The following is a 14146-nucleotide window of genomic DNA, read 5'->3' as shown; positions in this document are numbered from 1 at the left end:
ATGCCGCAACGCCCCAACTTTCTGGTGATTCTGGCCGACGATCTCGGTTTCTCCGACATCGGCGCCTTCGGCGGCGAAATCGCCACACCACACCTTGATGCACTGGCCAGCAATGGCCTGCGCCTGACCGACTTTCACACCGCGCCGACGTGCTCGCCGACCCGCTCGATGCTGCTGACCGGCACCGATCATCACATTGCCGGCATCGGCACCATGGCCGAAACGCTGACGCCGGAGCTGATCGGCAAACCGGGTTACGAGGGTTATCTGAATGACCGCGTCGTTGCTCTCCCCGAGCTGCTGCGCGAGGCCGGATATCAAACGTTGATGAGCGGCAAATGGCACCTCGGTCTGACCGCCGAACTGGCGCCCCATGCACGGGGTTTCGAGCGCTCGTTTTCGCTGCTGCCAGGCGCGGCCAACCATTACGGCTTCGAGCCGACTTACGATGAGCAAACCCCCGGTCTGCTGAAATCCACACCGGCGCTGTACATCGAAGACGACACGTTCATCGACGAATTGCCCAAGGATTTCTATTCCTCCGACGCCTTCGGCGACAAGCTGCTGCAATACCTCAAGGAGCGTGACCAGACCCGGCCGTTCTTCGCTTATCTGCCGTTTTCCGCACCGCACTGGCCGTTGCAGGCACCGGCCGACATCGTCGAAAAATACCGTGGCCGCTACGATGCGGGCCCAGAAGTCTTGCGCCTCGAACGCCTGGAAAAACTCAAGGCACTGGGATTGATCGAAGCGGACGTCGAGCCGCATCCGCTGATCCAGCTGACCGCGCAATGGGATGCGCTGAGCACTGAGCAGAAACAGATTTCCGCGCGGGCGATGGAGGTCTACGCGGCGATGGTCGAACGCATAGACTGGAACATCGGCCGGGTCGTCGATTACCTGCGCCAGCAAGGCCAACTCGATAACACCTTCATCCTGTTCATGTCCGACAACGGTGCCGAGGGCGCGCTGCTCGAGGCGTTCCCGAAATTCGGCCCGGAGCTGGTGGCGTATCTCAGCCAGCATTACGACAACAGCCTCGACAATATTGGTCGGGCCAACTCCTACGTCTGGTACGGACCGAACTGGGCGCAGGTGGCGACTGCGCCATCGCGACTGTTCAAGGCCTTCACCACCGAGGGCGGGATTCGTGTGCCGGCACTGCTGCACTATCCGCAACTCTCGTTCAAAGGGCAGATCAGTCATGGTTTCGGCACGGTGATGGACATCACCCCGACCATTCTTGATCTGGCCGGCGTGCGTCATCCGGGCAAGCACTGGCACGGCAAACCGGTGGCGCCACTGCGTGGTAAATCATGGCTGGGCTTTTTGTCCGGCGAGACGGCGCAAGTACATGACGAGCACACCGTGACGGGCTGGGAATTGTTCGGGCGCCGGGCGATCCGCCAAGGCTCGTGGAAAGCGGTGTGGATCCCCGGGCCGGTCGGGCCGGCGACGTGGCAGCTTTATGATCTGGCCAGTGATCCGGGGGAGATTCATGATCTGGCGTTGAGTCACCCGGACAAGCTGAGCACGCTGATCGGGCATTGGCAGCAGTATGTCGAGGAGACCGGGGTGATTTTGAGTGCTTCGCCGTTTCAGCCGGATTGAGATTGCCTGACAGACCGTATTCGCGAGCAGGCTCGCTCCCACAGGTAACTGCATTCCAAATGTGGGAGCGAGCCTGCTCGCGAAGAGGCCTTTGCAGTCATCCGTTATGCCTGAACCGTACGCACCTCTTCCTGCGCAACCGCATCTTTGCGAACAAACCGGTTCGCCCGCCCAAACGTGCCGAAATCATTAAACCGCACGCCCATCTCACGCATCACCTTGTGCGCCACCGGCACGGTCAGCTGGCGGATGTAAAACGGCTCCTTCACCACAAAATGATGAATCCCGTGGCTGCTGCCAAAGTTGAAGCAGAACGCCTGCAACGGCCACAACCACCAAGGGTTCAACACCTGGCATTGCTGCAGGACATTGCCCAACTCGACATCCCCGTAGTAATGCATGTTCGAACTGATGAAGTGCAGGCAAAACGTGCGCAACACGTTCGGGCCGATGATCACCACGGCGGCGATATCGATCACCTGCATCACCGACAACGTGGTCGCCGACCATTCAATCGGTGTCCCCAGCAAGTACGCGATGCCGTTCGCTGCATGGAAACCGAGAAACACATACCAGGCGCCCCAATGCACCAGCGCCAGCGGCGCGTAGACCTTGAGCGTGCGTTTGATGATGCTGAACTTGTGCGCCCAGGTTTTCGCTCGCAGCATGCGGATGAACGCCGACATCACGTTATCGCCGACCATCAGCAGCCGCGCAAAACCCCACGGCTCGCCGTTGGTGATGGCGCGCTCTTCCATGTCGGTCTCGGTGCCTGAGACCTTGTGATGATTGAGGTGCAGATGGCGGCGGATCCACGGATTGATCGTGCTCGGCCGCGCCAGCCAGACCAGGCCCATCATCAGGTTGTGCGGCACACGCTGCTTGCGGAAATACATGCTGTGGATCAGGTCGTGCTCCAGCTCATGGGTGAGCGAGGCAAAAAACGCATTGAGCAGCAGGCACACCCACCAGGCCATGTGGCCAGTGATGTACAGCGCCGCTGAACCGATCATCCCGGCCAGGGCAAACGCCAGAATCCCCGCGCCAAGCGCGTCCTGATGCTTGAGTATCGGAAAGCGTTCACGCAGTTCGACACCTTTGGCCAGCACCACTTCGCGAATATGTGCTGATCGCTGGGCGGCATTGTGTCGCTGGGGACTTGCAGAAGTACGGTCCATGCTTCCATCCTCTGGGTATTGATGTTCGCATCCTGCCCTGCAAGGGTTCGAATCGCGGTAGCCGAGAACGCCAACCTGTTGACCGGAAGCGCCAATCAGCATGAAGGAACCGACCTCCCTCGCCAGCTGGACCCGTGCCTTGCGCAAGCAACTCGATGCGCTGGGGCTGGACAGTACTGACCTGTGCCAACAGGCCGGGCTCGACCCGAACTTGATGGACGATCCCAACGCACGCTATCCGCTGTCCGGCACCACCCGCCTGTGGGAGCTTGCGGTGCAGTCCAGCGGTGACCCAGCCATTGGTCTGCGGGTATCGCGATTTGTCAGCCCGACCACGTTTCACGCGCTCGGTTATGCCTTGGTAGCCAGCGGCAGCCTGCGCGAAGTATTCGAACGCATAGTGCGTTATCACCCGGTCGTCAGCGATGCCCTAGAACTGGACCTGAGTCGCGGCGATGACCGCTATCTGTTCCGTCTGAAAATTCCGTCAGGCAATCCCGCTCCCGCCTTCGAAGCCATCGACGCCTTCGCCGCGATCTACGTGCGCACCTGCCGCAATCGCCTCGGCCGCGATTACGCGCCGCTGGCGGTTTACCTGCGCCGCCCGGAACCGAGCGACGCACACCAATGGCACAAAGTCTTCCGCGCCCCCGTGCATTTCGCCGCCGCCGAAGATCGCCTGGAATTCGCCCTCGCCGACTTCGACAGCCACCTCGACGACGCCAACCCTGAGTTGGCCGAACACAACGAAGCGGTGCTCAAGCGCACCATGGCTCAGCTCAAACCGCTGACCTGGGAACGCAAGGTGCGCGACGCCATCGAAGAACAACTGCCGGAAGGTGAGCCGAGTGCCGAGCGCATCGCCCAGGCTTTGCACCTGAGCCTGCGCAGTCTGCAACGGCATCTGGCGGATGAAGGTTGTCGCTTCGACACGCTGCTCAACGAAAGCCGCGAGAACCTCGCACTGCTGCACCTGCGTGATCCGCAGTGTTCGTTGAGTGAGGTCAGTTATCTGCTGGGGTTTGCTGATACCAGCAGCTTTAGCCGGGCGTTCAAGCGCTGGACGGGGATGACGCCGGGGCAGTTTCGCGATCAGTTGCGCTGATCCAGAATCAGATTTTTCTGATCTGACGTCATCGCGAGCAGGCTCACTCCTACAGGAGAATGCATTCCAATTGTAGGAGTGAGCCTGCTCGCGATGGCGGTAGTCAGTTCACCGAGAAGCCCAACTCAAAAACTGTGCCGAAAGCATCACTGCTCACCCGCACCTGCCCACCATGCAATTGCATGATCGACTGCACGATCGCCAGCCCCAATCCTCCGGAATCCCCGGGTTCAGCGCGGGCCGGATCGACGCGGTAGAAGCGGTCGAACAGTTTGCCCAGATGCTCGGGTGCGATGGCCGGGCCATGGTTGTGAATCTGCAACCAGCACAAGCCCGCTTCTTCGCGCCGGCGCAGGCTGATCGAGGTGCCGGGGTCAGCATGCCGCACGGCGTTGGCCAGCAAGTTGCCGAGGGCGCGTTGCAGCAGTTGCTGATCGGCGTGGAGTTCGCCGTGCAGATGGTTTTCCAGGCGCAGGTCGCGGTCGTCGGCCAGGGCCTCGAAGTAATCGCACAGTTCGCTGCCGACGCTTTGCAGATCCAGCGTTTGCAGGTTGAGCGCTCGCTCGGCCTGCTCGGCGCGGGCGAGGAACATCAGGTTTTCCGCCATGCGCTTGAGCCGCTCGAACTCTTCCATGTTCGAGGCCAGGACTTCCTGATATTCAGCCGTGCTGCGCGGGTGGTTCAGCGCCTGGCCGTTGCTGGCAAGCAAGGTGTGCAGCGGCGTGCGGATTTCATGGGCAAGGTCGGCGGAGAACTGCGACAGCCGCTGCACACTGTCGTCCAGACGCGCCAGCATGCCGTTGAGCGCTTGCACCGGTTCGAGCAGTTCGGCGGGCGTGCCGGCGGCGGGCAAACGCTGATCGAGGCTGCGCAGGTCGATGCCGCGCACGGCTTCGCTCAATTGCCGCAGCGGTTGCAAACCACGGCGCAGCAACACCAGCCCCAGCGCAAATGCCAATACCGCGCCGAGTCCGACCGAGAGGTACAAGCGCAGGCGATAACTGCCGAGCATCTGCTCGCGCTCGCTCAACACTTTGCCGGCGATTACAGTCAGCGGTTCGCCGTTCGGCCCCTGCGCTTCACCGGACAACAAAGCCAGTTCCGCGCCGTCCGCCGCTTGCCAGGTCAGCACATCGCGGCGCTGAGGAGTTTGTTCACGCGGGATCGCCTTCAGGGTCGGCAAGTCGCGCTGGCGCGGGTTGATGCCGATCACACTTGAACCGTCAGCCCGGCGCACCAGCAGCAGGCTGTCGAGGTTGCCGAGCATGTTCTGGTACAGCCGTGGCCGCGCCTGCAACGCATCAAGGCTGTCGCTGTCGGCGAGCAAGGCGCGCACCTGCTCCAGTCGCCCGAGCAGGGCCATGTCGTCGCGATAAGCGATTTCGGCGGCGAGCGAGCGGTACAGGAACACGCCAATCGCGCTCAAGACCAAGGCACAGACCAATGCAAACGCCAGCGCCAGGCGCCAGGCGATCGACCTAGAGCGCATCGTCCGGCGCTTCCAGTTGATAGCCGACGCCGCGAACGGTGTGGATCAGTTTTGGCATGTACGGATCATCGACCTTCGAGCGCAAGCGGCGCACCGCGACTTCGACCATATTGGTGTCACTGTCGAAATTCAGGTTCCACACCTGCGAGGCAATCAGCGTGCGCGACAACACTTCGCCCTGACGACTGGCGAGCAGATGCAACAGGGCGAACTCTTTGTTGGTCAGCGAAATACGCTGGCCGCCACGACTGACGCGGCGGCGCAGCACATCGATTTCCAGATCGGCAATGCTGTATGACTCAGCCTCGCGCATCGGCCCGCGTCGCAATAACGTGCGCACCCGCGCGAGCAGTTCGGCGAAGGCGAAAGGTTTGAGCAAATAGTCGTCGGCACCCAGTTCGAGGCCGCGCACGCGGTCTTCGATGGCATCCTTGGCGGTCAGGAACAAAACCGGCGTGGCACCGCGCTGGCGGATCAATTGCAGCAGTTGCCAGCCATTGAGCCCCGGCAGCATCACATCGAGGATGATCAGGTCGTATTCCTGCTGCTCAATGAAATAGCGCCCATCGAGGCCGTTGACCGCCACGTCGACAGCGAATCCGGACTCGCCCAGGCCCTTGGCGAGGAAATTCGCGGTTTTGGCTTCATCTTCTACGACCAGCAAACGCATGGCACACCTCGATTGATCAGGCACACAGGCTAGGCGCCTTCGGCGACGTTGCCCATTACAAACTTGTAATCCGACTGACGAGGTTCTGACGAAGTCGCGCCGCTAAGGTGGCGTCCTTCGCTTTCGGAGCCTGTCCATGACCGTCAAATATCTTCTCGCCAGCCTGGCCATCGGCCTCAGCGCCAGTGCTTTCGCGGCACCTGAACTACCACGGCACGCTGACCTCGATCTGAAAACCGCCCGGCTGTTGGCCGACACGGCAATGAGCAACTGCACCGGCACCGTGTCGGTGCTCGACCGGGGCGGCAACCTGCTCGTCACGTTGCGTGGCGATGGTGTCGGCCCGCACAACACCGTCGCCAGTCAACGCAAGGCCTACACCGCGTTGTCGACGAAGACTGCAACCCGATTGTTCGCCGAGCGCGCCCGCAGCAACCCGGAAACCGCCAACCTCAACACCCTCGACGAGTTGTTGTTGCTCGGTGGCGGCATCCCGCTGTTCGCCGCCAACGAGTTGGTCGGCGCCATGGGCGTGGCCGGTTCCGGCGGCGGTGAGCAAGACGAAAACTGTGCGATCAAGGCTGCCGAGAAAACCGGTCTGGCCATCACCCGTTCCCAATAAGGAGACTCATCATGACCCCATTGCGCATGACCCTCGCCGCGCTCGGCCTGAGCGCTTGCTCAAGTCTGGCCTTTGCTGCCGGTAACCCGTTGAGCGTGCACGTGCTCAACCTGGAAAACGGCCTGCCCTCGCCGGGCATCGACGTAACCCTGGAAAAGCATGTCGGCCAGAACTGGCAGCCGTTGGCCCAAGGCACCACCAATGAACAAGGACGCATCGCCGAACTGTTTCCGGCCAAACAGCCTTTTGAGGCGGGCGAATATCGGGTGGTTTTCAAGACCGGCGAGTATTTCAAGAAGATCAAGCACGACACGTTCTTCCCGGAGATCCCGGTGATATTCGAGGTCAAGCAGACCGATCAGCATTACCACATCCCGCTGCTGCTCAGCCCGTACGGTTTCTCGACCTATCGCGGCTCCTGATCCCCACACAAAGCCTCTGTAGGAGTGAGCCTGCTCGAGATAGCGGTGTATCAGTCACCCATTGCCTGACCGACAGATTGCTATCGCGAGCAGGCTCACTCCTACAGGTTCTGTGATTTGCCTCAGATGTCATGGAGGGCCGAAAACCCTGTGGGAGCCTGGCTTGCCAGCGATGGCGTCCGTTCAGCAGACATTGATTTCGGCTGATGCTCAGCAATCGCTGGCAAGCCAGCTCCCACAAGTTCGTGGTGTCTGGAATGGGTATTTTTTCTTTGTGAGCTTTTAGATTGTGGCCAGGGCACGCAATCGCGTGGCGTCGAGGATCTCGATCTCGCCATACCCGAGGCCGATAATCCCTTGCCCCTGCAAGTCCTTGAGAATCTGGTTGGTGGTCTGCCGCGACAGCGACAGCATCGACGCCAGCTGCTCCTGCGGCAGTTGCAGCACCCGGCGGGGCGGATCGAGTTCGCCGTAGCCTTCGGCGATCATCAGCAAGCGATGGGCCAGGCGCGCCGGGGCTGGCAGCAGGCTCAGTTGTTCGAGATTGATAAACGTCAGGCGCAGCTTGTGGCTCATCAACAGTGCCAGATGCCGCCAATACAGCGGATGCTCGTCGAGCAATTTCAGCAGCGTTGCTTGCGGGATATTCAGTAGCGTGCACGGCCCCACCGCATAGGCGTCATGGGTGCGCGGCTGGCCGTCGAACAGGCAGATTTCGCCAAACCAGTGCGGCGCCTCGACCAGGCTCAGCAGTGCTTCCTTGCCCTGCTCGCTCACCGCGCCGATACGCACGGCGCCATCGAGCACCGCGTACAGACCGCACGGCGGATCGCCACGCTGAAAAAGGCGCTGCCCCGCCGTCAGCCGCCGCTCCCGGGCTGCCGCCAGCAGACTATCCTGAAAGGACGCAGGCAAATGACTGAACCACTGGCCGGTCAGCAGCCGTGAACGCTTATCCATGAACACTCCTAATTGTCGCCTGCCTGACAGAGCGAACGCTGAACCCGGGGCATGCTGCGATCACCCTACAGGAGGAACAACAATGAAAAGCCTCGTCGATCATCTGAGTCAATATGCGGCCTACCACCGCGACCCGCGCAACATCGCCAGCCACTTTATCGGCATTCCACTGATTGTGGTGGCGGTCGCGGTTCTGTTGTCGCGGCCGGAATGGTCGTTGGGCGGATTGTGGATATCCCCTGCCGTGATACTGGCGCTGGCCTCGGCGTGGTTTTACCTGCGCCTGGAAGTGAAGCTTGGGGTGCTGATGACCGTGCTGATGGGATTTTCGGTCTGGGCCGGGCATGTCCTGGCCCAGCAGAGCACCCTGGTCTGGCTGAGCAGCGGCCTGGCGATGTTTGTAATCGGTTGGGTGATCCAGTTTGTCGGGCATCACTACGAGGGGCGCAAACCGGCGTTTGTCGATGATCTCAGCGGTTTGATCGTCGGGCCGCTGTTTGTCGTGGCGGAAGTGGCGTTCATGCTCGGTCTGCGCCAGGAGTTGAAGCACGAGATTGAACTGCGCTCCGGCCCGGTAACCCTGCGCGAACACAAAACTGCCCACTGAAGAACCACGCGAGGTGCGCGACTGCGCACCTCGCGTGGCCTGTTTCACAATGCGCCGAACGTCACCTGCACCGTCAGCGCGCCCTGATTGTCGGCGAGTCCGACGCCATATCGGCCCTCCAGATCGTCGTTGATACACAGCTGCAATTCGCCTTGCTGCCCCGCAGGAGTCTGCGCCAGATCGCCAATCAGAAACGGCGCCCCGGTACTGCTGATCCGCCCGATCAACGCCCCTTCGTTGGCGCCCGGCAAGGTGTAGCCGGGCTTGGCGATCAGGCCCGCGCTGCCGTTACCGTCAACCATGCCGCCCGCCGGGCTGGCGAACCAGCGCCCACTGAGATAACGCACCAGGCGCGGACTCGGCCCGTTGATCTGCACGCCCGTGCCCTGCCAGGGCTGATTGGCTTTAACCTGCACCGTGGCGGTTTTCAGATCATTGGCCAAGGTGTCACCGGCCTGAATCGACAACGCCGCGATGGTCAGGCTCGGGTTGGAAGTGCCGGTGCTGGGGAACACGCCGTCGCCGACCAGGAACAGGTTTTTGTGGTCCCAACTGCGCTGATCCTTGTCGACCACCGATTTCAGTGGGTCATCGCCCATGCGGTAAGTGCCCATCAGATGGCCGGCGCCCTGGAAGCTGTAATCCACGCCTTTGTAATTGAATTTCCCCGGCGGTAACGGCTTGGTCAACTCGGTGGCACCGAGCAGCTCGGTGATGATGTGGGTGGCGAGGATCTTCGCCTGCCGGAAGCCCTCCTTGGTGTAGTCGGACAAGTCGTAGTGAATTTCCGGGCGGGGAATGCCCAAGCGATCCTTGTACTGCGTTGACGGCACGATGTAGCAATTGGCGTTATCCGGATCGTCCTCGACCTGTTCCACCAGAAAACCGATGCGGAACTGACGAGTCAGCAAGTCGTTGAGTTTCTGCACCAGTGCCGTTCCGTACAACACTTGCTGCGGGCCTTTGGCGGGTGGCAGTGGATTGGTGGCGCTGTTGTTGGCGCCATCGATCAGGTCAGCGACGGTCACGTAGGGGTCGCCCACCGGCCAGTTGAAGCCTTCGTTGCCAATCTCGATCCGCCATGCCGCACGCTGACTGCGAAAGGCACCGTCGCGCAGGCTTTCAATGCCGGCCGTTGAAACCGGTCCGCGATAGGGAAATACCGCTTTGCCTTCCGGCATCAGGCCCCAGGCCAGATAGATCGGATGGTCCGCCAGGCTGCGTCCGACCTGACCGCTGCTGTTGGCCACGCCTTTGGGCCACGCGGGGCTGGTGGAATTGAGCAGCAATTTCGGCGTCTCGATGGCATGGGCCGCGATGACATAACGCTGGCCGACCGCAACGCCGGTGCCGGTCGGCGGGCCATCGCCGAGCTGATACTGGATGAACTCGATGCCGCTGATGGACTTGTCCGCCGCCACCGTGACTTTGCTTGCCACGGTTTTGTAGAGCACACGCACATTGCCGGTGTTCAGCGCGTTGTTCATGGTCACAGTGGCATCGTACTTGGCCTGGATCGGGCAAATCGGTGTGCAATTGGTGTTGCCGGCACACACGCGACGGCCCGCGTAGGGTTGCGAATTACGCCCTGCCGGTGTCGGGCTGACCACCAGTGGCAAGCCGTCGAACGACTGACCCTGAACCGCAGCAACAAAACTGCCATCGACCAGTGACAACGGAATGCTGGTCATCGGGAATTGGTAGTTATCCGGGAAGGTCATGCCCAGATACGCCTGATCCGCCACATTCGCGGCCACGCCAATTTCCGCTTCGGCACGACAGTAAGCACTTTGCAGATCGTTGTAGCTGATCGGCCAGTCGACACCGACGCCGTACAGCGATTTCAGGCGAAAGTCGTTGGGCACCATACGCAGGCAGGTCGCGACCCAGTGCCAGGTGGTGCCGCCGCCAACCCGTTCATATGTGCTGGTAAAGGCCAGTGGGCCCTTTTGCACCAGGTAGCTGATTTCAGGATTTTCCCAGCCAAGGATCAAATCGGCGATGGTCGCGCGCGGCGCATTCTGCTCGGCCGGATTGCGCGGAGTGTCCAGCGTGCTGACCGGTGGATACGGCGATTCCGGGGTCTTCAAGGTCGCGGTGTAAAAACGTTCAAGGTACTGATTACGGTTGGCCGGAATCTCCGGCCCGGACTCCAGCACCAATACTTTCACCCCGGCCAGCCCCAACTGATAGGCGATGATGCTACCGGCCAGACCGGCGCCGACGATCACCACATCTGCTTGTTCGGTACTCATGACGACGCTCCTTGTTGTCCACTCGCGGGCACACCGGTGAAGTCTTCAAGGCTGGGCGGCACTTCGTTCCAGTAACCAAAGAAAAATTCGCTGTAGCCCATGGGGTGCGCCTGGGCAATTTTCCATGCCCAGCTCTGGGTGTAGGCCTGATCGGAGACAACCATCTGATCCCCCGCCTTGTTGTTGCCGACGGTGTACGGCTGATACCAGACGCCGAGCAGCCAGAGCTTCATGATCGATCGAGCGGCTTGCGCCGTTTGCGTGGTGGCCGGTTGCGTGCCGTTCATCAACACCGCTTGGGCGATCTGATCCGGCGGCACTTTATCCGCCAGCAAGGTCGCGTATTGGGTCAGTAACGCCTGCAATACCGGGGAAGTGATGCGTGGCCCGATGAACGTCAGGAACTGCGTCGGCAGGTCGATCGGATCGACAGAGGGTGCGATGAACGTTAGCGGAATGCCGGTCAGGGCCGAAGACAGACCGGCGAAATTGTCCAGATCGGTGCTCATGGCTGACTCCTTGTCGCGCCAGTCGATTGTGCGCGTTCGAGCAGGTAGGTGAAGTCCGCGAAACTGGTGCGCGGCGACTCGGTGACATGGGTAGCGGCGTTACCGTGGCAAGCGATGCAACTGGAGGACGCTTGCGGCACGGTGCCCTGGATGTAGGTTTCCAGCGTGGTGTTGGCGAGGAACGCAGGCGCCGGGCGCCCCAAAGGTTCGGTTTTCGAGATCTGGCACGGTGGCTGCGGCGTCAGTGTCGGCCATTGCGTGCTGATCAATTGATAGTTGGCCCACACGCTGTTCGGGTTCACCGTTCGCAACAGCGTCTGATAGGTGCTGTTGAGGGTTTTGGTGGCCGGGGTCAACGACGCTTCGCGCACGATCTGCGACGGCGTTGCCTTGACTGCCGGGTTCCACGGACGCGGCGGTGGCTGGTTGATTTCAGCCTGACTGTTGGCGTTGTAGAACAGATACGGGCCTTTGCGCTCGGCCACGGGTGTGGACTGTTCCGGCACGTTGTCGACGTGTTCGAAGGTCGACCAGACCCACTGCGGCGCACTGCTGGTCTTGTGCACGATGTGCAGCCCCACCAGCCCGACCGGTTCGGCCTTGCACGACTCTGGTACCACCGGACCTTTGCTCGGGTCGCTGTTGCCCGGCGTGTAGACCAGCGCATCGACGGTGTGGAATTTCTCTCGTCGGTCATTGCCGTCGAGGACTTTCCACGACGCCTTGACCATCAGTGAACCGACCTGGCTGGTGTCGTTGTTGCCGCAACTGAACGCCACCGTGTTTTTCGGATCCGCCGCAAAAAACGCCTGCTGGCCCTGAACGCTGTACAGACTGTTGTTGACGATGTCGTTGAACATCGGCTGGTTGACGACGATTTCGTTGCGCGTATAAACCCCGCTCTGATCCACCAGCGGCCCACTCTGAAACGGCTGGATAAACTCATCGAGCACATCCGGCACCTTGCCCATCTGTTGCAGCAAACGCCCGGAACCGAGGCCCTCGCAGGCTTTCGGAATAGTCGCTGGCGCGTTCCAGGGATTAGGCGTTTGGCCTTGGGCGAGGAAGATCTGATAGCTCTCTTTCCAGCTTTCCCAAACCGTGGCGCCGTCCTGTTGGCCGATCGGCGTGCCGGTGTTCGGATTGCCGTTGTCCAGCGCCGGCCAGTTCAAGGCGATAAACGTCTGCCACGACATTTCATCGAAGTTCTGTTGCAGGCTGGTCAGGGAAAATGGCGGGGTCGCCGTGACATCGAAAGGTATTTGCGTTGACAGCGTGGGGTCGGCGTTGGCCAGTGGGCTGAGCATTGCGCCGAACAGCGCGCAACCGAGCCACGGCGCGGGCCGGTGGACTTCCGTTCTCATCGTTATCTCCTTGGCATCAGGGTCCAGGAGATACGCCGGTCCGTCATGGACTCTTCACTGCGCCTCCTGGCACAGCCTGGAGATTAGGCAAGGAACGCGTCACGGTTGGTGGGACAGTTAGACCAAATCGAGTTAAGCCCAATAGCCACACAACACAACTGTAGGAGCTGCGGCACGCTGCGATCTTTTGATCTGGATTCTTAAGATCAAAAGATCGCAGCCTCGTTTCACTCGACAGCTCCTACAGGGAGCTTTTGCGTTTTAGAGGTTGGCGACTTTCTGCCAGACCTTTGGTTTGAAGAACAGGGTCTCACCCTTGGCCAGACCGATCAGGCTATCGTGGTCTTTCACCACTTCCGCTTCGATCAGATCCGTCTGCCCTTCCACCTTCAACGTCACCCGCGTGGTCGCGCCCAGAGGGCGGATATCACGTACTTCAGCGGCGTGGTGATCTTCCAGCTCATGCCTGGACAGCGACACTTCGTGCGGACGGAACAGCACGTGGTTGTCGTCACTCAGCAACAGGCGGTTGGAATCGCCGAGGAAGTGATAAACGAAATCGCTGGCCGGGTTTTCGTAGACATCGCCCGGTGAGCCGATCTGCTCGATCACGCCCTTGTTCATCACGACGATACGGTCAGCGACTTCCATCGCTTCTTCCTGGTCGTGGGTCACGAATACCGACGTCAGGTTGATGTCTTCGTGCAGACGAGCGAGCCAGCGGCGCAGCTCTTTGCGCACCTTGGCATCGAGGGCGCCGAACGGTTCGTCGAGCAGCAGCACTTTCGGCTCGACCGCCAGGGCTCGGGCCAGAGCGATGCGCTGGCGCTGACCACCGGAAAGCTGCTCCGGGTAACGGTCCGACAACCAGTCCAGTTGCACCATATTCAGCAGCTCATGCACCTTGACCGCGATCTGGCTTTCGCTCGGGCGCTGGTTTTTCGGTTTCATGCGCAGGCCGAACGCGACGTTATCGAACACCGTCATATGGCGGAACAAGGCGTAGTGCTGGAACACGAAACCGACGTTGCGATCACGCACGTCGTGGCCGGAGACGTCTTCGCCGTGAAAAACGATGTTGCCCTGATCCGGGGTTTCCAGACCGGCAATAATGCGCAGCAAGGTGGTTTTGCCGCAGCCGGACGGGCCGAGCAGCGCCACCAGCTCACCGCTGTGAATGTCCAGGCTGATGTTGTCCAGCGCCTTGAACGCGTTGAAATTCTTGCTGACGTTACGCACTTCGATCGACATGAATTATTCCTCCGCGGCGCTGGCGCGCAGGCGGTTGATACGGTTTTCGCTCCACTGCTTGAGCAGCAGGATGAAGAGCCCCAGGATCAGCAACAGTATCGAC

At 60.8% G+C, this 14146-nt stretch carries 13 protein-coding genes and 1 pseudogene; 5 read left to right on the top strand and 9 right to left on the bottom strand.

Annotation, left to right across the window (positions count from 1 at the left end):
• Positions 1-1611 carry an arylsulfatase gene (locus ACIOWE_RS04035; RefSeq protein WP_401387642.1) on the top strand — a complete coding sequence of 537 codons (1611 nt, stop codon included), beginning with the start codon at positions 1-3 and terminating at the stop codon, positions 1609-1611.
• Positions 1612-1715: 104 nt separating this feature from the next.
• Here ACIOWE_RS04035 and ACIOWE_RS04030 read toward each other — a convergent pair whose 3' ends face one another.
• Positions 1716-2789: a fatty acid desaturase gene (locus ACIOWE_RS04030; RefSeq protein ID WP_401387639.1), complete on the bottom strand. Its 1074-nt coding sequence runs from the start codon at positions 2787-2789 to the stop codon at positions 1716-1718.
• Positions 2790-2889: 100 nt separating this feature from the next.
• On the opposite strand from ACIOWE_RS04030, the gene ACIOWE_RS04025 reads away from it, so the two are divergent.
• Positions 2890-3894, top strand: a complete 1005-nt coding sequence (locus ACIOWE_RS04025) for an AraC family transcriptional regulator (protein ID WP_201236025.1) — start codon at positions 2890-2892, stop codon at positions 3892-3894.
• Positions 3895-3997: 103 nt separating this feature from the next.
• On the opposite strand, the gene ACIOWE_RS04020 is transcribed toward ACIOWE_RS04025, so the two are convergent.
• Positions 3998-5383: a heavy metal sensor histidine kinase gene (locus ACIOWE_RS04020; protein ID WP_401387636.1), complete on the bottom strand. Its 1386-nt coding sequence runs from the start codon at positions 5381-5383 to the stop codon at positions 3998-4000.
• On the bottom strand, positions 5373-6053 hold the full coding sequence (locus tag ACIOWE_RS04015) for a heavy metal response regulator transcription factor (protein WP_201236027.1): 681 nt from the start codon (positions 6051-6053) through the stop codon (positions 5373-5375). Before ACIOWE_RS04015 ends, ACIOWE_RS04020 begins: the two co-directional genes overlap by 11 nt.
• A gap of 136 nt (positions 6054-6189) precedes the next feature.
• Here ACIOWE_RS04015 and ACIOWE_RS04010 point away from each other — a divergent pair, with 136 nt between their 5' ends.
• Together ACIOWE_RS04010 and uraH are read left to right on the top strand one after the other, a co-directional pair.
• Positions 6190-6675: a heme-binding protein gene (locus ACIOWE_RS04010; RefSeq protein WP_401387633.1), complete on the top strand. Its 486-nt coding sequence runs from the start codon at positions 6190-6192 to the stop codon at positions 6673-6675.
• A gap of 11 nt (positions 6676-6686) precedes the next feature.
• Entirely contained in the window at positions 6687-7097 is a 411-nt protein-coding gene (uraH, locus tag ACIOWE_RS04005; RefSeq protein WP_401387630.1) for a hydroxyisourate hydrolase, read from the top strand.
• A 282-nt stretch (positions 7098-7379) separates the two neighbouring features.
• Here uraH and ACIOWE_RS04000 read toward each other — a convergent pair whose 3' ends face one another.
• Complete coding sequence (locus ACIOWE_RS04000; RefSeq protein WP_401387627.1) at positions 7380-8057, bottom strand: Crp/Fnr family transcriptional regulator; 678 nt, start codon at positions 8055-8057, stop codon at positions 7380-7382.
• A gap of 82 nt (positions 8058-8139) precedes the next feature.
• Here ACIOWE_RS04000 and ACIOWE_RS03995 point away from each other — a divergent pair, with 82 nt between their 5' ends.
• Positions 8140-8664, top strand: coding sequence for a DUF962 domain-containing protein (locus ACIOWE_RS03995; RefSeq protein WP_401387624.1), 525 nt, complete (start codon positions 8140-8142; stop codon positions 8662-8664).
• Between the two features lie 44 nt (positions 8665-8708).
• Here ACIOWE_RS03995 and ACIOWE_RS03990 read toward each other — a convergent pair whose 3' ends face one another.
• The 5 genes and pseudogenes from ACIOWE_RS03990 to ACIOWE_RS03970 all read right to left on the bottom strand — a co-directional run.
• Positions 8709-10919, bottom strand: a complete 2211-nt coding sequence (locus ACIOWE_RS03990; RefSeq protein WP_401387621.1) for a GMC family oxidoreductase — start codon at positions 10917-10919, stop codon at positions 8709-8711.
• Entirely contained in the window at positions 10916-11428 is a 513-nt protein-coding gene (locus tag ACIOWE_RS03985) for a sorbitol dehydrogenase (RefSeq protein WP_401387618.1), read from the bottom strand. The genes ACIOWE_RS03990 and ACIOWE_RS03985 overlap by 4 nt, the downstream gene beginning before the upstream one ends.
• Positions 11425-12792 (bottom strand): cytochrome C, encoded by a 1368-nt coding sequence (locus tag ACIOWE_RS03980; RefSeq protein WP_401387615.1) that lies wholly within the window; start codon positions 12790-12792, stop codon positions 11425-11427. The genes ACIOWE_RS03985 and ACIOWE_RS03980 overlap by 4 nt, the downstream gene beginning before the upstream one ends.
• A 261-nt stretch (positions 12793-13053) precedes the next feature.
• Positions 13054-14043, bottom strand: a complete 990-nt coding sequence (locus tag ACIOWE_RS03975) for a sulfate/molybdate ABC transporter ATP-binding protein (protein WP_401387612.1) — start codon at positions 14041-14043, stop codon at positions 13054-13056.
• Positions 14044-14046: 3 nt separating this feature from the next.
• A pseudogene (locus ACIOWE_RS03970) lies at positions 14047-14146 on the bottom strand (sulfate ABC transporter permease subunit CysW); the annotation flags it as partial.

This window comes from Pseudomonas sp. NPDC087598 (assembly GCF_044743525.1).
Lineage (GTDB): Bacteria > Pseudomonadota > Gammaproteobacteria > Pseudomonadales > Pseudomonadaceae > Aquipseudomonas.
Note: the sequence above shows the minus strand (reverse complement) of the source record. Positions and strands in the feature narration are given on the sequence as shown.